A 17908-nucleotide genomic window follows, 5' to 3' on the forward strand; every position below is an offset into this window, starting at 1 on the left:
AGAGGGCTCATGGCAACAACACCGCCGAAAGACGAACTAAAAATTCTCTTGAAACGGCTCGGTTACACAAAAACCGATCTAGGCTCCGGCACGGGCGAGCTTCCTGATGATGATGTATCCGTGACAAGCCCGTCTGAACAATTTGCCAAAAAATTCACCGCCGATCACCCGAAAATGCAGGCCGCCGACCCGGACAATCTGGTCATGATGCTGGCCTATGCACGCATGGCGTTCATGGAACAACAGCTTCCCGCCGTTCAGGACCCGAATGTCGCGGCCCTGTGGGAACATTCCATTATCAACACCCGTTCGCAATATGCGCTGGGCGGCAGCCCGTCGGCAGCCCCGGCAGCCAACGCCAACCCGACACCGGAACAGATCGCCGATTACTACATCACCAAATACGCCAAGGATGAAATGGTCGGCAAACGCGCAGCCAAAGGCGATCCCGAAGCACAGGAATTCCACAAACATCTGGAAGAATACGCCGCCATCCCCGCTGATGAACGGCAAAAACTCCGCGAAACTAAGGATCCGGCTTTCACCGAAAAATTCAAGGATCTGGAAGAACTGCGTGAAACCATCGTCCAGTATGAATCGATCGAAGTCACACCGGCAGAAATTGCAAAACTGGCCGCCGAAGAACGTGCCGAGCTGGACGCACAAGGTTTCCCCGATGTTGACGTCAAACCCAAAAGCCATATGGAAGCCAGCATCCGCGCCGAAAAATTCAACGACATGGTTGCCAAAACACCGGAATTGGCACACATGCAAATGGACGAAACCAAAGGCGCCGCCCTGACATGGCGGATGGGTGGATCGGCCGAGATGATGATGCGCCGGGCCAATCACCTGATGTACTTGACGGACAACGCCGAAGCCGCCGACAAGGGAATGTACAATTACGAAACAGGCCGGGAACGGATGCTCCTGATGCTCAAACACGATCAGGACTTCGCCGCGCAATATACCGCCGGCCCGCAGGGACAAAACGCACCGACTGAAGACGGTAGCGATATTCCGTGGGATCCGCTAGCCGCAGGCGCAGGGGTCGCCGCCGCGGGCGCCGCCGGTTACCATTACCTGAAAAACCGCGAGGGCAAAGGCGGCGTCGATGTAAAAGAAAAACCCGGCATTAAATCCGGAAGCAACGCCGATGCCCCCAAAGGTCGCCCATCGATCAAGGCCGAAGCGCCCGACACCCCTAAACTTGGCGGTAAACTGGGCTCCTTCAGCCGCGCCACCGGAAGACTGATAGCGCCTGTTGTTGCCACGGGTGCCGCTATTTACACACTAAGCAAAACCGGCGATGCCGAAGCAGCCGTAAAGGCTGGTGCACAAGCTATTTCCCCGGTCGATAACGATAAACTCGCGGACGCCATTGAAGCTTACAGAAAAGGTGATATCGAAGCCACCCGTGCCAACCTTGACGCTGCCGCCCGCTCGGCCCCCTTCGGCGACGAAATTGTCGACGGGCTGGAAGTCGCCAAAGATCTCTACGTCGAAACCTTCGTAAAACCCGAAGAAGACGCTAAATTAGCCGCCGAAAGAATGGCCACAGAGGATAGCGATAAAATCAAAGGATACCTGAACGGGGATGTCGACGAAGCCGACCTGCCCTCTTACATCAACAAGGATGTTCTGGACCGGATGAAGGCCGACCAATCCCGCCTGAGCGCCTCCGGCGGTCTGGACCTGACAGACAACGAACTCTGCGTCGCTCCGGATTTCAGCAAAGCCGCCGATCAGCCACGGCAATCCGAACTGGCCGGAAAGGAAAGCGTTCTGACCATCCGCATCGAAAAAGATGCCAGCGATTACGATACAGACAAAGACGCCGCCATCCAGACAGCAAAGCTGGGCCTGTAATCTTACCGGAACGCCGCCGCCAGCGCCGTATCCGTTATGTCCTGCAACGACGCATCATTCAAACCAAATTGTTTCTGGACAATCCCGTACTCGCCCCCAATAGAGGTGTGAAAGAACGGCGGGTCGTCACTGGCCAGCGTTACCTTGACCCCGGCAGCCATCAGGCGCGACAACGGGTGATCGGCCATCGTTTTGACAACCCCGGTCGATACGTTACTGGTCGGACAAACTTCCAGCACAATCCCGCGCTCTTTCAGCATCTCCAGCACGCCTTCATCCTCTATCGAACGAATGCCATGCCCGATCCGCGTCAAATGCGGCACCGCTTCCAGCGTATTCTTCACACAAACCGCCCCGCAATACTCCCCGGCATGCGCCGTCAGCCCCAGCCCGGATTCCTCGTGGGCTATCTGAAACGCCTTGGCAAAGCTGAAAATATCGTCCTCTTTTTCGATCCCGGCAATCCCGAAACCCGTCACATAAGGATGCGGATTTTGAGCATAGTAGCGCGCCAGCGCCTCAGCCGCTTCGGGCGTATCCTGATGCCGGACGATCGTCGCCACCATCCGGGCATCGATCCCGGTTTTGACGCGTGCCTCATCAATCCCGGCGCTCAGCCCCGCCAGATAATCTTCATGACTCATCTGGGAAATCAGGGTCGGCGCGATATGAAGCTCCGCATAAACGCAGCCCTCCGCCGCGCTGCGGATCAGGTAGTCCGCCGTAATATCACGGTAATCATCCGCCGTCCGCAAACACGCCGCCACGGCATCATAGGTATGGATAAAATCCTCGAATCCCTGCCACGCATAGTCAGTTTCATCCGCCGTGAACAACCGCGCCGGCAGGTCAATACCGTTACGCCGCGCAACCTCCAGCGCCTTCGCTGCCGTCAAAGTCCCTTCAATATGCACATGCAGCTCAGCCTTGGAAACAGACGTCATTTAATATCCACCTTGCCATACGTCCGCTTCATATGCGCCCAGCGCTCTTCAATGGGAATAATAACAGCCGCGCTTTTCATGAAACCGTACTTTGAATCGATCAGAAATGATTTATAACCGGCCTCCGAGCACACACGATCAAATTCGCTTTTCAAGGCACAGAGCTCTAGGAGGCTCCCCAGAGAAAAACGTTTATCAAGCTCTCGAAATACGCCTGCCGATTGCACGCCTTCTGTAATCAGAACGTCACTCAAATCCCTGAAAACCTGGGTATACGTACCCGCAGCCTGTTTCCTGTGATAGGGTTCCTGCGACAAGCTAAGCGCTGTCTCTATCCCGGAAACAACTCTCTCAAAAATATGCATTACATCGACATCATCCATGGGCGTCTCATGCTACACATTAAACCGGAATAATATCACATCCCCGTCTTGCACCACATATTCCTTGCCTTCCTGACGCATCTTCCCGGCTTCTTTGGCGCCATGCTCGCCGTTACAGGCAATATAATCATCATAGCCGATTACTTCGGCGCGGATAAAGCCTTTCTGGAAATCGGTATGGATAACCCCGGCAGCTTCCGGAGCCTTCGCCCCGACCCGTACCGTCCAGGCCCGCGCCTCCTTCGGACCACAGGTAAAATAAGTCTCCAGATTAAGCAACTTGTACCCCGCCCGGATGATCTTGTTCAGCCCCGGCTCCGACAAACCCATCGTTTCAAGGAATTCGGATTTTTCCTCATCACTGTCAAGCTGGGCAATCTCGGCCTCGATCGCGGCGCAGATAATCACTGTTTGCGATCCTTGCGCCGCCGCCATATCGGCGACCTTTTTCGTCCAGTCATTGCCGTTCGCTGCATCGTCCTCGGACACGTTACAAACATACAGGATCGGTTTGGCCGTCATCAGCCCCAGCGTTTTATAGGCCCTCGCTTCATCTTCATTATCCGGCGTGACGCTCCGTGCCGGCTTTCCGTCATCCAGAGCCGCCTTGATCCGCAGCATCAATTCATGCTGGGCCTTGATATCCTTGTCCCCGGACTTGGCCTTGCGCGCGATATTGTCAATCTGTTTGCCCAGACTTTCCATGTCGGCAATCATCAGCTCGGTCTCGATCGTCTCAGCATCGCGGATCGGATCAACACTGCCCTCAACATGGGTAATATTACCGTCTTCGAAACAGCGTAAAACGTGAATAATCGCATCGGTTTCCCGGATATTGGCCAGAAATTGGTTGCCCAGCCCTTCCCCCTTTGATGCGCCCTTCACCAGCCCGGCAATATCGACAAACTCCAGCTGCGTCGGCACGATTTTGGCCGAATGTCCCAGCGAAGCAATCGTGTCCAGCCGTTCATCCGGCACCGCCACCCGACCGACATTCGGCTCGATCGTGCAAAACGGAAAATTCGCAGCCTGCGCCGCAGCCGTCGCCGTCAAGGCGTTGAAAAGAGTGGATTTTCCAACATTCGGCAATCCTACAATCCCGCAATTAAACCCCATTTTTTATCCTTCCTTTGTCTGCAAAGCCACACGGCTCATGAAATCAGAGTCTTTTTCATCCAGCATAAGCGGTATAAACCCAACGACAGCCGCCAATAATTCATTGATTCCGGCACGGTCCGTTTTGGAAAAATCACCCAGAACATAACCATGGACTTTTTCCCGGTCGCCCGGATGCCCAATCCCCAACCGAATGCGCCAATAATCCTTGTTATTCAAATGGCTATCTATGGACTTTAAGCCATTATGCCCTGCGGCACCCCCGCCTTTTTTAACTTTCATTTTACCATTCGGCAAATCCAGTTCGTCATGAAACACGATAATACGCGCAGGCGGGATTTTGTAAAATTTAGCCGCCGCCGCCACCGACTGCCCGGAATTATTCATATAGGTCTGTGGCTTCAAAATCACCACCTTATGCCCGGCGATCACGCCTTCGGCCATCTGGCCCTGAAATTTGGAACGAAAGGCCGGGAAACCGTATTCATCGGCAATCCCGTCCACCGCCATAAATCCGACATTATGACGGTTGCCTGCATATTTATCGCCGGGATTTCCCAGTCCGGCCAACAACCACATATCGCCATCCCGTTTTTTGAACAAATTCAACATGAAACACTAATAAGGGCGCAAAAGAAAAGTGGCAAGAAGAATAACCTTCCCGCCACTTTTCAAAAACAGATAAGAGCGCCGATTATTCTTCGGCCGCTTCCTCAGAAGCCGCTGCCTCAGCAGAAGCTTCAGCCGCCGCTTCAGCAGAAGCTTCAGCCGCTTCCTCTTCCTCAATCGCAGCAGCCGTTTTCGGTGCGGCAATCGTGGCGATCGTGAAGTCACGGTCGGTAATCGCCGGCTTCGAGCCTTCCGGCAACGTTGCGGCACTGATTTTAATGGAATCGCCGATTTCGAACCCGGCCAGGCTAATTTCAATATTCTCGGGAATATTCACAGCCTGAACAGTCATTTCGACTTCGTGGCGAACAACGTTCAGCACGCCCTTTTCTTTCAGGCCCGGGCATTCTTCTTGCCCGACGAAGTGAACCGGAATCATGACGTTCAGTTTGGTTTTCGGCGTCACGCGCAGAAAATCAACATGCATCATGCGGTCAGTAACCGGGTGCAACTGTACATCACGGGCCAGAACGGTGTGTTTTTCACCACTCACATCCATATCGCACAGATTGGTAAACATGTGGCCTTTATGGTACTCAAGCGTCAGCTCTTTCTCAGGCATAGAGATAACAACGGGCTCCTTGTGGTCGCCGTAGATAACGCCGGGAATTTTCCCTTCACGGCGTACCGCACGAGCAATCCCCTTACCGGCTCGTTCCCGTTTCTCCGCTTTCAAAGCAAAGTTTTTGGACATAGCATTTTCCTTCATATAGTCGTTAAAAACAGGCGCCGCCTCCAGGGGTGCGGTGCCAGATGACACAGATCAATAGGGAATTGCGTCACAAAACGCAAGGAAAATATGCCGAAAATCAGGAAAAACTCTGACCCGCGCCCTGCCGCTATTTGGGCAGCATCGACACAAGACTAATCATCGCGACCGCGCCGCCAGTACCCCCGACAGCAACAGCAATATTTTCCATAAGGCAACAATCCTGACGGAAGCCCTGCCCGCTACGGGCCGTCGCAAGCGCAGTCGTAGCTCCCGAACCTGTTAAAACAACAGCCACAGCAGTAAAAGCCAAAGCAGCAACACCGGCTTTCATGTCACCTTGCAGGCCGCCATAATATAAAGAACTGCCGACGCCTGCACCTCCGGAACCAAACATCGCTCCGGTAAAAATCGTCCCAAGATCACGTGAAATACTCATAAACACACCACTATAATTATTTAATCAGCGGCACGCTTTTTACATAAAATAAAAAAATAAGGCTCTTTTTAAATCAGCAAGGGCATTGACGCCTTATTTACTTAAAAAGTGCAGAAACAGAGCGTTCCTCGGCAATGCTCAAAATCGCCTCACCAATCAGCGGCGCAACAGAGAGCTGCTCAATCGTCTGGGACACGCGCACAGCCTCGGTCGCCGCGATCGAATCCGTAATCACCAGCTTTTCAAGCGGCGACGCGGAAACCCGCGCCACGGCGCCACCGGATAACACCCCATGCACCACATAGGAATGAACTTTCGTCGCACCGTTTTCTTTCAGCGCCGCCGCTGCATTACAAAGCGTACCGCCGGAATCGACGATATCATCAACCAGGATACAGACTTTGCCCTTCACATCCCCAATCACGTTCATAACCTCGGAAACCCCGGCTTTTTCCCGGCGCTTGTCGATAATCGCCAGATCAGCCTCCAGCCGTTTGGCCAAGGACCGCGCCCGGACCACCCCGCCGACATCCGGGGATACAATCACCAGATCATCATCCTTGAAATTCTTTTTGATTTCCGGTGTAAAGACCGGCCCGACAATCAGATTATCAACCGGGATGTCGAAAAAGCCTTGAATCTGCCCTGCATGAAGTTCCAGCGTCAAAACCCGGTCCGCCCCGGCTGCAGTAATCAGGTTCGCGACCAGCTTGGCCGAGATCGGCGTCCGGCCACCGGTTTTCCGGTCCTGCCGCGCATACCCGAAATAAGGGATCACCGCCGTAATCCGGCGCGCCGACCCACGGCGCAGCGCATCAATCGTAATCAGCAGTTCCATAAGATTGTCGTTCGCCGGGTAAGACGTGGACTGGATCACAAATGTATCCATCCCCCGGACATTTTCCAGGATTTCGGCAAAGACTTCCATATCGGAGAAACGGTGAATACTGGCCTTGGTCAGCGGCGTTTTCAGATAGGCGGAAATGGCTTCGGCCAGCGCCCGGTTGGAGTTTCCCGCAATCAATTTCATATCGGTTCTGCCTTATCTTGTTATTGTTTATTAAGCCGTGCCAGCGTATGCGCCGACTATAAAAAATCTGACCGGAAAATCAACAGCTTTTCTAATAAGTCATAAAATAATTCCAACATAGAGTTTGACATAGAACGGAAACCGACTATATACATATTCCCGATACAAACACCCCATACACGAAGAGAAAAAACATGGATGACGCGCACTACAATACGCTTATGCTCGCAATGACTAGACACATAGTCCAAGAAAAATTGGCTAAGAGTGATATCGTTATTCAAGCGAAGGCAACATCTACCGGAGCGCAAAGAAAAATCACCGTCGGCTTTGAAATGAAGGAATTAAATGCGGACAAAGGAGCCAAAGACCTCAAAACCGCATATTTAGATGCACTTTCCTATGCGAAAGAAGAGTTTCCCCCACTCTGTGAAGGCGAAGAACAACCGACACCAGAAATCACCTACTTGCAGCACAATAGACAAAAACCAATCGTCTTTTACACAGGCCGTCTCGCACATTTGATGGTGATGAATCCTTAAAAGAAAACAACAATCCCGCTCAGTTGCCGCCCGTAATCCGGCGCGCCCCGGTGGGTCGCCCGGCGATAGTCGAAATACTTTCTTCCGCGGCACACGTATCATGTGGAAAGTGATTAAAAACTGAGGAAGCGAGTTATATCTCCCTACCACAGTAAACTTGACTTTACATAACAATAAATATATCTTATCTCTCGTAATGAACAGGCATAGAGAGTGCAAATTATGAGCATTGGACAAACAATTCCCAGAGAAAAAGCAAAACTCGCCGATCAAATGAGGCTGGCTGTTGAACAATATAAAGCCGCGGGGGGAAAGGTCAGAAATTTAACTGATGAATACCAAGCCCAATTTGGAGAGCGAAACAAAGCTTTTGGATGGGTTGATGACCGCCCCTATAACTCGTATGGCAACGACGGCCCCTGCGCCGGGCAAATCGTTACCGACGACACAGGAAACAGCCGCGCATACGCCCCGGCTGGAACACCGAGCGCCGGCAACTTCAGACGCTCACCGGTCTAGAGAATAGCAATCCCGCTCAGTTGTCGTCCGTAATCGGGCTCACTCTGGTGTGTTGCCCGGCGATAACTGAAGTAATCGGTTTCCTCAGCATAGGTATCGTGCGAAGAAATGCTCACCTGCGGCACCCCGGCTGCGGCCAGCCGCCGCGCCACGTATCCGGATAGATCGAACATATAATGCCCGTCTTTACGGGCGGACTTAAAGAAATGCTCGTTCTCCGGGTCTTGGCCCCAGAACGGCTTGATAAAATCGCCATCCACTTCATAAGACGCCTGCTGGATACAGGGACCAATCGCCGCCCGCAGGCTTTCCGGCACAGCGCCCAAATCAATCATCGCCTTTACGGTTTCCTCGATCACACCCTTCAAAGCGCCCTGCCACCCGGCATGGGCCGCGCCGATCACCGGACTTCCATCCGCTTTAGTCCCAACAAACAACACCGGCGCACAATCCGCCGTCATCACCCCGATCGCAATCCCGGCCTTATCCGTCACCAGAGCATCCGCCGCCGGGGACGCCTCCATTTCCCAAGGAGCGCTAACAACCACACAATCGGCACTGTGGCACTGGTCAACGGTCAGTAATGTTTCAGCCCCCAGAGCGTCCTTAATCAACCGCCGATTTTCCCGGATCGCGGCAGGATCGTCCGCCGCCTTGGGATGCACGTTCAGGCTGTCATAAAGCCCGGTGCCCACGCCGCCCTGCCGCCCGAAAAACCCGTGTTTAACGGTGGGATTATCCGGCATAAAATTTTTGTCTTTAATATACATGTCTAAAACCCGGCCAATTCAACATCCGCATCATGGCACAAAGCCATCACGCGGAACAACTCTCCCATATGGTCCGGTGCGCATAAACGATCATAAGCCGTCCGGATTTCCACCTGCCGCTCCGGCAAGCCCCCCGCAGCCATCAGACTATTTGCTCTCTCGGCCATCCCCAGCCGCTCCAGAAACGCCCCTTGCCCGACAGGTCCGCGCACATCAACGCCCGCCACCCGCGCCAGCGCGCCAAAATCAACATGACTGGTCATGTCCGCTTCGCCGATCTGGTCCAGCACGTCACAATATCCGTGATCTTTGACCGCCTGCAGCGTATCCCCCACCCCGCTCCGGTCATGGCCGTAATCAATAAACAGTGCCGCGCCGCCCGGTTCCTTTAAAAAATCTCCGACATTACGGACAAACGACTCTCGCACCGGTGAGAATTCGAAGATATTCCCCTCCCGACAGGGAAACGGCGGCGGGGTCGTCACCGGCGCGCCCAGCCCGAAAACCGGTTGGTCGGCCTCCAGACCCACGACCCGCTCCCGCCAAACCTCTCCATCAAATTGCGCCTGCCGCACCGGCAAGGCATCGAGAAACTCATTGGCCAGCAATATAAGGGGCTTATCCGCCTCAAGTTCATCCAGAGTTTCAATCCACTGCACCTCATACCCGGTCAGCGCCTCTTTTTGTTTTTGGCGCAACGCCAGGCTGTTCTCCATCAGGACAACCCGCGCGGCGCTCAGGCAATCCGGTACAGCGCACAACGTCCGCAGCACATCCGCCATCAGCGTCCCGCGCCCCGGCCCGCATTCCAACAGCACAAAAGGCTTGGGTCGCCCCAGCTTATGCCATGTATCGGCCACCCATACCCCCAGCATCTCCCCGAACATTTGCGAGATTTCCGGTGCGGTGGTGAAATCGCCGCCCCGCCCCAGCGGGTCGCGGCTGGCGTAATAATGCGAAACCGCCAGCCCCATAAACGTGCCGACATCCATAGGACCGTGCTGGCCAATCTGGTTTTTAATATGTGCGGTCAGATCAGTCATGGGCCGGAACAGGCTGCCGTCGCACAGCCAGAAAAATCAGGAGCAATCCCCCCAGCAACATCGGCAGGCTCAAAAGCTGCCCCATCGTGAAATAACCGGCCAGATAGCCGATCTGGGGGTCCGGTTCGCGGAAAAATTCGACCGTAAAGCGCGACAACGCATAACCAATCAAAAACACGCCCGACAACAACCCGGCCTTTTCACGAATAGCGGGCCTGTGCAGCAGCACAGCCATAACCGCCGTTAAAACCAACCCCTCCAGCAGTGCTTCATATAGCTGGCTGGGGTGACGCGGCAAATCCCCGCCGCCGGGAAAGATAATCCCCCACGGCACAGCGGTCACCCGGCCATACAGCTCGGCATTCACAAAATTGGCCAGCCGGCCAAAAAACAGGCCAATCGGCACCACACAGCAAATCATGTCGGTAAAGTGCAAAAGCGGCAGCTTGCGCGCAAAGCTATAAGCAATCATCGCGGCGATCACCCCGCTCGCCCCGCCATGAAACGACATGCCACCGTGCCATATCTTGAGTATCTCCAGCGGATGATCCAGATACAGGTCAAACTGGTAAAACAGGACATAGCCAATCCGCCCGCCGAGGATCACGCCTAAAATCGCCCACGGTAAAAAATCGTCAACATCTTCGCGGCTGATTCCCTTGCCGGTCAGCCCGGCTATATAAAGAGCATAACGCCACCCCATCAGGAATCCCGCCAGATAAGCCAACGCATACCAGCGAATTTCCAGCGGCCCTAACGCCACGGCCACAGGGTCAATATCAGGAAAGGAAAGAGCCATTTTTTGTCTTTCTGCTGTGAGTGTTTTCAACGGCCTTATATCAAAGCTTTGGATATCTACCAAACTTTTTCAAACCCCATCTTGCACCGCAGAAAGACTCCTGCTATTGACTCCCGCTTATGAAACCGCAGGGAAAAATATTTGACGACTTGGCACAAATGGCGGGCGGCGCAATGAGCATCGCCGGCGGCCTTCGTCAACAAATCCGGGAAGAAATCGCCAGCCACTTCGACAATCTGGCGGCCCGTTTGGATCTTGTCCCGCGCGAAGATCTCGATCAAGCCTTAGCTATGATCGCCAAGCTGCGGGAAACCCAGAGCGCCCTTGAAAAACGGCTGGACGCACTGGAATCAGGCAAAACGAAAAAGAAATAAACAACACGGGAACCCGTCATGAGCGAAAGCTTTGAGATATTTGAAGACGTCAGCAATCCGCTGGACAGTGTCGAAGACGTATTACACGCACAGGACTGGGTTTTTACCCGCGCCTGCGATGATGAATTGTCCGTGCAGGTATCCGGCAAGACATCGACCTATCAAATGACATTCGTCTGGCAGGAAGAATTCAGCGCCATGCAGTTTTTCTGCGAATGCGACATGTCTGTTCCCGGCAAACACAATGAAACCGTGGCGCGCCTGCTGCAATCCATCAACGAACGCCTGTGGCTTGGCCATTTTGACATCAGCGACGATAACCTGGCGCCCTGTTTCCGGCATACCAGCCTGTTCCGCGGCTGGACGCACAGCTCCGGCGCCGACCACATTCAAGACCTGATCGACATTGCGCTGGCCGAATGTGAACGCTACCACACGGCTTTTTCGCTGCTGTCGCAATCCCTGCATATGGATGACGCCCTCTTGAAACTGGCGCTCAGCGAAAACGAAGGACGGGCCTAGCGCCATGTCCATTCCCTCTATTGCTTTGGTTGGCTGCGGAAAAATGGGCAGCGCCCTTTTGCGTGGCTGGCTGGCGGCTGATATGGACGGCACCATAACAGTCCTTGAACCCGGCGGCCTGCCCGGTGAGTTTTCGAGCGCGCCCCAAGTCAAAGCCGTCACAGAAGCCGCCGATCTCACAACACCGGATATCCTCGTTCTTGCTGTCAAACCGCAGATCATGAGCGCTGTCTGTGCGTCCCTAAAAGGCACCATCGGGCCAAATACCCTCGTTCTTTCGATTGCCGCCGGCCAGACGATTGCCCGGTTCGAAGCTTATTTTTCGGATACCCAGCCCATCATTCGCGTGATGCCCAACACCCCGGCAGCCATCGCACAAGGCATAAGCACCGCCGTTGCCAACGACCATGCCACGGACAAGCAAAAGGAAACGGCCTCGCAACTGCTGGAGGCCGTTGGAAAAGTCGTTTGGCTCGCGGATGAAAATTTGATGGATGCCGTCACAGCCCTGTCCGGCAGCGGCCCGGCCTACGTCTTTTTACTGATGGAAATACTGGCCGAAGCCGGAGAAAAAGCGGGCCTGCCGCCTGAGATCGCCACGCCACTCGCACGCCAGACCGTCATCGGCAGCGCCGCTCTGGCCGCCAGCGAAGAAACCACAGCGCCGGAAACCCTGCGCCGGAACGTAACCAGCCCCGGTGGCACCACCGAGGCTGCGTTAAAAATCCTGATGAACGGAGAGCTGCAAGCCCTGTTCGATGAAGCCCTGAGCGCGGCCACCAAACGCAGCCGCGAACTGGCAAAATAATCCCTTAGGACTTGGTCCCTAAACCAATATCCTTGGCCAACTTACTACGCTTCTTGGCATAGTTCGGTGCCACCATCGGGTAATCCGCCGGCAAGCCCCAGCGCTCCCGGTAATCTTCCGGGCTCAGACCGTAAGCCGTTTTCAAATGGCGTTTCAGCATTTTCAGCTTCTTGCCGTCTTCCAGGCAAACAATGTAATCCGGCATCACCGACCGTTTGACCGGCACCGCAGGCTGCGGACGATCAAGTTGCCCGGCATTCTCGCCGCCCAAAGACGCCATCGCCTTGTATACTCTTTGAATAACAGCCGGAAGGTCTTCCGTTGGAACCGTATTGTTTGCCACATGAGCAGCGACGATATCCGTCGTCAGAACCATCAGATCTTTATGCTCGATTTGTTCCGTCATTTTGAGTCCATATCCTTTAGTTTTTTCTAATACTTTTATACATAACCTTAAGCGGGTTTAAGTCTTACTAACCACCACACAGAAGAATTGCAAGTAATTTTTAAATTTTTACATGGAACACACACCCGCTCTATTAAAAGTTGTGCGTTTAACTACCCTCGTAGAAAGTAATACGAAAGTTTTAAATATCCAGATCACATTCATTGTGATTTTATGGAACGACCACGTCTCTTGGGCTGGCTGACATCGGCGCCGCGCAGATACAAGGGCTGGGGATCGCGCGTTTTGGGCGTTTCCGCTGCCAGCCGCGCCAAAACAATCGGGTCAGGATGAATAACTCTGGTTTCTTTTGTAAAAGGAACGCGCCCGTCACCTGCGGCCGCAAAACGCGCCACGGCATCACCGATCAGGATAATATCTTCCTCTGGGTATGCATTCAAAATTTCCTGTATTTCAACGACTGGCAACGCCGCCGCATCCGTAACCGCCTGTCGCGCCGCATCAAACACCTGAACGTAAAAATCCTGACGCTTGGTTTCGATCAAAACGCAAATATACTTGCCGGATAGATCCGTCCGGCCTTTTATGAATTGCGCCGCCAGCACATCCAGCGTCGTTACACCAATAACGGGAATACTCAGAGCCAGTCCCAAAGCCCGCGCCGTTGATAAACCAATCCGCAGCCCCGTAAAAGCCCCCGGCCCGACAGTCGTGGCAATCGTGTCGAGAGCGGCAAAAGCCACGCCGGCCTCCGCCAGAACATCTTGGATCATCGGCAGCAATATCTCGGTCTGCCCCCGCGGCATCGCTTCCGAACGGGAAACGGCAACCCCGGAATCCGTATCAACAAAAGCCACGGCGCATCCCTGCATGGCCGTATCCAATGCCAGTATTTTAGAAGCCTTTTTCTCCACGTCCTTGTATCTCTTTTATTTTCCGGTTTTTCCGGCCCCGGTATAGCACGATTAAGCTGGCCTTTTGAAGAAGAATGATTATAGTCAAGGCCATCATGCTGGACATAAACACTCATTTTTATTTTTTCCGCCTGATCCTGATGGTGATCGCCTGCACAGGGGCAGCCCTTCCCTGCAATGCGCAATCGCAAGATGAAATCCCGCAAGACCGCAGCGCCGCCGTCATTTTCGCCTATCACCGGATCGGCGAGGATCTCTATCCGGCCACCAATATCCGCCGCGAACAATTTGAAGAACATCTGCGGGAACTGACAAGCGGCGCGTATCATATCCTCCCGCTGCCCCGGATTGTTTCCGCGCTAAAAGACAATGAACGTCTGCCGGAAAACAGCGTCGCCCTGACATTCGACGGCGTCCATAACTCGGCCATGGAATATGCCATTCCGTTGCTCGTGAAAAAAGAAATCCCCTTCACACTGTTCGTGCCGACGGACCACCTCGACAGCCATTCGCCGCGTTACATGAACTGGCACGAGATTAAAAAGCTGAGCCGCCATAATTTCATAACCTTCGGCCTGCACCCGGCCAGCTATACGCGCCTGATGGACCAGCCGGACGACGAGATCAAACGCCAGATCAACAAGGCCCGCAGCCGCTTCCGGGAGGAAACCGGCAAAGAGATAACGCTGTTCGCCTACCCGTTCGGTGAGCACAGCGCCGCCTATAAGAAAATCGTCAAGGATATGGACTTCACCGCCGCCTTCGGCCAGCAATCGGGCGTCGCCTACGCCGGGAGCGACCTTTATGCCTTGCCGCGCTTTTCCCTGACGGAAGGCCATGGCGGCACCGAGCGGTTCCGCCTGACGGCCCGCGCCCTGCCCTTGCCGCTGTCCGATATCGTCCCGGACGATCCCTACCTGAAAAACGCTATGCCGGACATCGGCTTTACATTTGATGAAACGCTGGCCGGAAAAATCGATAAGTTATCCTGCTTTGTTTCCGGTCAACCCCTGCCCGCGATCGAGCGCGTTGGAGCGCGGCGTGTGGAATTGCGGCTGGCCCGCCCGGTCGAAGACGAACGCACGCGGATTAACTGCACCCTGCCGGTAACAACGGATGAGGACGACACAGTGCGCTGGCGGTGGTTCGGAATGCTGTTGACCCTGCCGCAAAGCATGATGACCTCTCCCGAACCTGACGAAGACGCAGAAGAAATAACCGAAGAAAACTAGCCCTGTGCGGGACGCACTTCTTTGACCTCAGGCAAATATCTCTGCAACAAGCGCTCCACACCCATTTTCAGGGTCATCGTCGAGGCAGGGCACCCCGCGCAAGCCCCCCTCATGTGCAAATAAACAACGCCATCCTCAAACCGGTCGAAAACGATATCGCCGCCATCCTTGGCAACCGCCGGACGAATATGCGTTTGCAGTAAATCCTTGATCTGACCGATAATCTCATCGGTCTCCTCGCCCTCCTGCCCGGAACGGCGCGCTATAAATTCATCAGTAACGGCGGGCTGCCCCGTCGTGAAGTGCTCCATCAACGCCGCCAGAACATTGATTTTCAGCTTGTCCCAGTCCTGCGCGGCCTCCTTGGTAACGGATACAAAATCCCCGGACAGGAAAACGCTCTCAACACCGGCCACAGCCAGCAACCCGGCTGCCAGCGGTGACAGGCGCAAACAATCAGGATCATGAAATTCCGCTGTCCCGTCCGCCATCACCGGCTGTCCGGGCAAAAACTTCATAACATCGGGGTTCGGTGTGCGTTCGGTTTGTATAAACATGCGTAAAAATCTTTACTTTCTATACAATGGCGTCAATCTTCTGCGAGTCCAGATGCCCCGGCACGACCACCACCGGAACGCACAAACGCGACAACCCCTTGCCCGCGAAATGCGCCACCAGCGGCCCCGGCCCGGCTCCCCCGGTCCCGCCACCCAAAACCAGCATCTTAATGGCCGGATCATCGTTAATAATATCAACCAGGACATCGTTCCGCTCGCCTTCCTCTATATAGAGAACCGGCACATCCCCCGTCAGCTCCTGAACGCTTTTCGCCATGGCCCATATGAATTTTTCGGCCTCGGCGCGCATTTCCTGCTTCATAATATCTTCGACATTGCCCCAGTGCTGGAAATCATCAACATGCAAAACATGAACGATCCCCAGATGCCCGCGGTTGATTTGTGCCATCCGGGCCGCATAGCGCAAAGCCCGCTGCCCCTCCTCGCTTTCACTGGCAATCGTCAGGTAAATACCGCCATCCCCGCGGCGGCCCGGCGATTTCCCTTCGCTCGTCTCTACATCTATATAATTTTTGGTATCAGGCATTCATCAATCCTTTCTCCACAACATATAGGCCGCCCATCCGGCAAGGACAGCCAGCACAACAGCCACCAGCCCATACATAATCCCCTGCACCATGGCAAAACGGCGCAAACGGGCGCTAAAACCGACCTGTGCCACCCGCAGGCGTGTTTCATAGCGATCCAGCAGCGCCCCTTTATCAAACAAGAATGTCTCGATCGTGTAATCGCCAGTCGGCACATCCGCCGGTAAATAAAAATTGGCACGGAAAAAATTGTCGTTCAGGAAATAGATATTTTCCGGCTCCAGCGAAAAAAGCCCCTGAACCTGCTTGTTACGGACCAGCGCCTCCCTGAATTGCCGTACCGTTTCCGGCTCTTCCCGGCCACTGTGGCGAATAGTCAGGGAATCAAGGCCTATCCCCTGTCTTTGCCGCACATCCGGAGAAGCAATATCCCGCTCCTGCACACTGGACGCAAAATCATAGTAAGCCGGCACATCACGGAACAAAACGGATTCCGTATTCATCCAGACTCCGAATATCTGGCTTTTCTTCCGGACGACCATATCCTTTTCCGGCCCGCGCACGACGATGGCGATATCGCCGGCATGCTCTTTCACACCGAACAGAGTCAATCGCGCCCCGGTAAATCCCGTCGTTATATCGACATGATCGTCGGCCAGATCAATCGTCACCAGCCCTTTTTTCTGGGCCTGAGCTGTCGCCAGCGGCACAAGGCTCAGGCATAGCCAGATCGTCAGGCATAAAGCTCTCATCCCTACCGCACCTCCGTGCTATAAAGATCAATCGGCTTAATAAACAATTCGCCCATCAGCTGCACACTGACAAACAGTAACAAAGCCGCCAGCGCCAGCCGGGCATACACCCCGTTCACTTTACGGGCGACCCGCACGCCGAACTGCACGCCAATCACGCCCCCGACGATCAAAAGCCCCGCCAGCACCAGATCAACCGTATGGTTGGTCACGGCATGCAGGACCGTTGTAAACATGGTGGTAAAAATAATCTGGAACAGCGAAGTCCCTGCGACCAAAATCGTTGGCATCCCCAGCAGATAAATCATCGCCGGGACCATTAAAAAGCCGCCACCGATCCCCATAATCGACACCAAAAGCCCGCCGATAAACCCGATACCAGCAGGGACCAACGCACTGACATACAGCCGCGAACGCGGAAATTTCATCTTGTACGGCAAGGCCCGGAAAAAGGCATTATGCCGAAATTCTTCTTTTTTGCCCGCCGTCGATTTTTTCTTCCGCAGGGCCAGAAGACTTTCGACCAGCATCATCGCCCCCATCGAGCCCAGCAACAAAACATAAAGAATGGAAATGGCGAAATCGATCTGTCCGATATGTTGCAGCAAACGGAACACAAACACGCCAATAATCGAGCCGATAAAGCTACCCGCCAGCATCACAGCGCCCATCTTAACGTCGACATTCCCGCGCTTCCAGTGCGCCAGAACACCGGACAGGCTGGCCGCCACCAGCTGGTTGGCCTGCGTTCCCACCGCCACACCCGGCGGCAACCCCATAAAAATCAGGAACGGCGTCGTCAGAAACCCGCCGCCCACACCAAACATGCCGGACAAAAAGCCGACCACCGTCCCCAGCAAGAGAATCGTCTCTGCCGGAACCGTCATTTCCGCGATTGGTAAGTAAATCTGCATGTTATCTGGCGCCACAAAAGAGGTCTGGCTTACTTAATGCCTAAAGCAG

23 protein-coding genes are annotated in these 17908 nt (G+C 54.3%); 7 read left to right on the forward strand and 16 right to left on the reverse strand.

Annotated elements, in window-relative coordinates; all coding sequences use genetic code 11:
• Positions 1-9: 9 nt before the first annotated feature.
• Entirely contained in the window at positions 10-1869 is a 1860-nt protein-coding gene (locus H6868_08435; GenBank protein ID MCB9989339.1) for a hypothetical protein, read from the forward strand.
• A 2-nt stretch (positions 1870-1871) separates the two neighbouring features.
• Here H6868_08435 and add read toward each other — a convergent pair whose 3' ends face one another.
• From add to H6868_08470, 7 genes are all read right to left on the reverse strand, one after another.
• The gene (gene add, locus H6868_08440) at positions 1872-2813 is read right to left on the reverse strand and encodes an adenosine deaminase (protein MCB9989340.1); all 942 of its coding nucleotides are present in this window, start codon (positions 2811-2813) and stop codon (positions 1872-1874) included.
• Positions 2810-3196, reverse strand: a complete 387-nt coding sequence (locus tag H6868_08445) for a hypothetical protein (protein MCB9989341.1) — start codon at positions 3194-3196, stop codon at positions 2810-2812. The genes add and H6868_08445 overlap by 4 nt, the downstream gene beginning before the upstream one ends.
• 12 nt (positions 3197-3208) lie before the next feature.
• Positions 3209-4312 carry a redox-regulated ATPase YchF gene (gene ychF, locus H6868_08450; protein MCB9989342.1) on the reverse strand — a complete coding sequence of 368 codons (1104 nt, stop codon included), beginning with the start codon at positions 4310-4312 and terminating at the stop codon, positions 3209-3211.
• 3 nt (positions 4313-4315) lie between these two features.
• Positions 4316-4891 carry an aminoacyl-tRNA hydrolase gene (locus H6868_08455; GenBank protein MCB9989343.1) on the reverse strand — a complete coding sequence of 192 codons (576 nt, stop codon included), beginning with the start codon at positions 4889-4891 and terminating at the stop codon, positions 4316-4318.
• 115 nt (positions 4892-5006) lie between these two features.
• Positions 5007-5675: a 50S ribosomal protein L25/general stress protein Ctc gene (locus H6868_08460; GenBank protein ID MCB9989344.1), complete on the reverse strand. Its 669-nt coding sequence runs from the start codon at positions 5673-5675 to the stop codon at positions 5007-5009.
• A 145-nt stretch (positions 5676-5820) separates the two neighbouring features.
• Positions 5821-6129 (reverse strand): hypothetical protein, encoded by a 309-nt coding sequence (locus tag H6868_08465; GenBank protein MCB9989345.1) that lies wholly within the window; start codon positions 6127-6129, stop codon positions 5821-5823.
• 97 nt (positions 6130-6226) lie between these two features.
• Positions 6227-7159 (reverse strand): ribose-phosphate pyrophosphokinase, encoded by a 933-nt coding sequence (locus H6868_08470; protein MCB9989346.1) that lies wholly within the window; start codon positions 7157-7159, stop codon positions 6227-6229.
• A gap of 194 nt (positions 7160-7353) precedes the next feature.
• Here H6868_08470 and H6868_08475 point away from each other — a divergent pair, with 194 nt between their 5' ends.
• Complete coding sequence (locus H6868_08475) at positions 7354-7701, forward strand: hypothetical protein (GenBank protein MCB9989347.1); 348 nt, start codon at positions 7354-7356, stop codon at positions 7699-7701.
• 222 nt (positions 7702-7923) lie between these two features.
• A complete protein-coding gene (locus H6868_08480) occupies positions 7924-8220 on the forward strand; it encodes a hypothetical protein (protein ID MCB9989348.1) in 297 nt (98 codons plus the stop codon).
• On the opposite strand, the gene pgeF is transcribed toward H6868_08480, so the two are convergent.
• The 3 genes from pgeF to H6868_08495 are packed head-to-tail and all read right to left on the reverse strand — an operon-like array spanning position 8217 to position 10832.
• Positions 8217-8966, reverse strand: a complete 750-nt coding sequence (pgeF, locus tag H6868_08485) for a peptidoglycan editing factor PgeF (protein MCB9989349.1) — start codon at positions 8964-8966, stop codon at positions 8217-8219. The two genes, H6868_08480 and pgeF, sit on opposite strands and share 4 nt — an antisense overlap.
• Positions 8967-8992: 26 nt before the next feature.
• Positions 8993-10033 carry an SAM-dependent methyltransferase gene (locus H6868_08490; GenBank protein ID MCB9989350.1) on the reverse strand — a complete coding sequence of 347 codons (1041 nt, stop codon included), beginning with the start codon at positions 10031-10033 and terminating at the stop codon, positions 8993-8995.
• The gene (locus tag H6868_08495; protein MCB9989351.1) at positions 10026-10832 is read right to left on the reverse strand and encodes a prolipoprotein diacylglyceryl transferase; all 807 of its coding nucleotides are present in this window, start codon (positions 10830-10832) and stop codon (positions 10026-10028) included. Before H6868_08495 ends, H6868_08490 begins: the two co-directional genes overlap by 8 nt.
• Before the next feature lie 149 nt (positions 10833-10981).
• Here H6868_08495 and H6868_08500 point away from each other — a divergent pair, with 149 nt between their 5' ends.
• Genes H6868_08500 through H6868_08510 form a run of 3 tightly spaced genes read left to right on the forward strand, consistent with a single transcriptional unit; the run spans position 10982 to position 12536 of the window.
• The gene (locus H6868_08500; GenBank protein MCB9989352.1) at positions 10982-11206 is read left to right on the forward strand and encodes an accessory factor UbiK family protein; all 225 of its coding nucleotides are present in this window, start codon (positions 10982-10984) and stop codon (positions 11204-11206) included.
• Positions 11207-11224: 18 nt separating this feature from the next.
• On the forward strand, positions 11225-11728 hold the full coding sequence (locus tag H6868_08505; protein MCB9989353.1) for a YbjN domain-containing protein: 504 nt from the start codon (positions 11225-11227) through the stop codon (positions 11726-11728).
• A 4-nt stretch (positions 11729-11732) separates the two neighbouring features.
• Positions 11733-12536: a pyrroline-5-carboxylate reductase gene (locus tag H6868_08510; GenBank protein MCB9989354.1), complete on the forward strand. Its 804-nt coding sequence runs from the start codon at positions 11733-11735 to the stop codon at positions 12534-12536.
• A 4-nt stretch (positions 12537-12540) separates the two neighbouring features.
• Here the strand turns inward: H6868_08510 and H6868_08515 are convergent, their stop codons facing one another.
• Together H6868_08515 and tsaB are read right to left on the reverse strand one after the other, a co-directional pair.
• A complete protein-coding gene (locus tag H6868_08515) occupies positions 12541-12942 on the reverse strand; it encodes a MucR family transcriptional regulator (GenBank protein MCB9989355.1) in 402 nt (133 codons plus the stop codon).
• A gap of 200 nt (positions 12943-13142) precedes the next feature.
• Entirely contained in the window at positions 13143-13856 is a 714-nt protein-coding gene (gene tsaB, locus H6868_08520; GenBank protein ID MCB9989356.1) for a tRNA (adenosine(37)-N6)-threonylcarbamoyltransferase complex dimerization subunit type 1 TsaB, read from the reverse strand.
• Between the two features lie 74 nt (positions 13857-13930).
• On the opposite strand from tsaB, the gene H6868_08525 reads away from it, so the two are divergent.
• On the forward strand, positions 13931-15088 hold the full coding sequence (locus H6868_08525) for a polysaccharide deacetylase family protein (protein MCB9989357.1): 1158 nt from the start codon (positions 13931-13933) through the stop codon (positions 15086-15088).
• Here H6868_08525 and H6868_08530 read toward each other — a convergent pair.
• Genes H6868_08530 through H6868_08545 form a run of 4 tightly spaced genes read right to left on the reverse strand, consistent with a single transcriptional unit; the run spans position 15085 to position 17859 of the window.
• The gene (locus H6868_08530; protein MCB9989358.1) at positions 15085-15645 is read right to left on the reverse strand and encodes a NifU family protein; all 561 of its coding nucleotides are present in this window, start codon (positions 15643-15645) and stop codon (positions 15085-15087) included. The two genes, H6868_08525 and H6868_08530, sit on opposite strands and share 4 nt — an antisense overlap.
• Positions 15646-15664: 19 nt before the next feature.
• The gene (locus H6868_08535) at positions 15665-16192 is read right to left on the reverse strand and encodes a universal stress protein (GenBank protein MCB9989359.1); all 528 of its coding nucleotides are present in this window, start codon (positions 16190-16192) and stop codon (positions 15665-15667) included.
• 3 nt (positions 16193-16195) lie between these two features.
• On the reverse strand, positions 16196-16945 hold the full coding sequence (locus H6868_08540) for a TIGR02186 family protein (protein MCB9989360.1): 750 nt from the start codon (positions 16943-16945) through the stop codon (positions 16196-16198).
• A gap of 2 nt (positions 16946-16947) precedes the next feature.
• Positions 16948-17859 (reverse strand): sulfite exporter TauE/SafE family protein, encoded by a 912-nt coding sequence (locus H6868_08545; protein ID MCB9989361.1) that lies wholly within the window; start codon positions 17857-17859, stop codon positions 16948-16950.
• Positions 17860-17908: the final 49 nt, after the last annotated feature.

The organism is Rhodospirillales bacterium, from assembly GCA_020638175.1.
In the GTDB taxonomy this organism is placed as follows: domain Bacteria; phylum Pseudomonadota; class Alphaproteobacteria; order Micavibrionales; family Micavibrionaceae; genus JACKJA01.

Coding starts and splice junctions, on each gene's coding strand:
- H6868_08435 (MCB9989339.1), top strand. CDS start 10: ATGGCAACAACACCGCCGAAAGACGAACTAAAAATTCTCTTGAAACGG.
- add (MCB9989340.1), bottom strand. CDS start 2,813: ATGACGTCTGTTTCCAAGGCTGAGCTGCATGTGCATATTGAAGGGACT.
- H6868_08445 (MCB9989341.1), bottom strand. CDS start 3,196: ATGGATGATGTCGATGTAATGCATATTTTTGAGAGAGTTGTTTCCGGG.
- ychF (MCB9989342.1), bottom strand. CDS start 4,312: ATGGGGTTTAATTGCGGGATTGTAGGATTGCCGAATGTTGGAAAATCC.
- H6868_08455 (MCB9989343.1), bottom strand. CDS start 4,891: ATGTGGTTGTTGGCCGGACTGGGAAATCCCGGCGATAAATATGCAGGC.
- H6868_08460 (MCB9989344.1), bottom strand. CDS start 5,675: ATGTCCAAAAACTTTGCTTTGAAAGCGGAGAAACGGGAACGAGCCGGT.
- H6868_08465 (MCB9989345.1), bottom strand. CDS start 6,129: ATGAGTATTTCACGTGATCTTGGGACGATTTTTACCGGAGCGATGTTT.
- H6868_08470 (MCB9989346.1), bottom strand. CDS start 7,159: ATGAAATTGATTGCGGGAAACTCCAACCGGGCGCTGGCCGAAGCCATT.
- H6868_08475 (MCB9989347.1), top strand. CDS start 7,354: ATGGATGACGCGCACTACAATACGCTTATGCTCGCAATGACTAGACAC.
- H6868_08480 (MCB9989348.1), top strand. CDS start 7,924: ATGAGCATTGGACAAACAATTCCCAGAGAAAAAGCAAAACTCGCCGAT.
- pgeF (MCB9989349.1), bottom strand. CDS start 8,966: ATGCCGGATAATCCCACCGTTAAACACGGGTTTTTCGGGCGGCAGGGC.
- H6868_08490 (MCB9989350.1), bottom strand. CDS start 10,033: ATGACTGATCTGACCGCACATATTAAAAACCAGATTGGCCAGCACGGT.
- H6868_08495 (MCB9989351.1), bottom strand. CDS start 10,832: ATGGCTCTTTCCTTTCCTGATATTGACCCTGTGGCCGTGGCGTTAGGG.
- H6868_08505 (MCB9989353.1), top strand. CDS start 11,225: ATGAGCGAAAGCTTTGAGATATTTGAAGACGTCAGCAATCCGCTGGAC.
- H6868_08510 (MCB9989354.1), top strand. CDS start 11,733: ATGTCCATTCCCTCTATTGCTTTGGTTGGCTGCGGAAAAATGGGCAGC.
- H6868_08515 (MCB9989355.1), bottom strand. CDS start 12,942: ATGACGGAACAAATCGAGCATAAAGATCTGATGGTTCTGACGACGGAT.
- H6868_08525 (MCB9989357.1), top strand. CDS start 13,931: ATGATTATAGTCAAGGCCATCATGCTGGACATAAACACTCATTTTTAT.
- H6868_08530 (MCB9989358.1), bottom strand. CDS start 15,645: ATGTTTATACAAACCGAACGCACACCGAACCCCGATGTTATGAAGTTT.
- H6868_08535 (MCB9989359.1), bottom strand. CDS start 16,192: ATGCCTGATACCAAAAATTATATAGATGTAGAGACGAGCGAAGGGAAA.
- H6868_08540 (MCB9989360.1), bottom strand. CDS start 16,945: ATGAGAGCTTTATGCCTGACGATCTGGCTATGCCTGAGCCTTGTGCCG.
- H6868_08545 (MCB9989361.1), bottom strand. CDS start 17,859: ATGCAGATTTACTTACCAATCGCGGAAATGACGGTTCCGGCAGAGACG.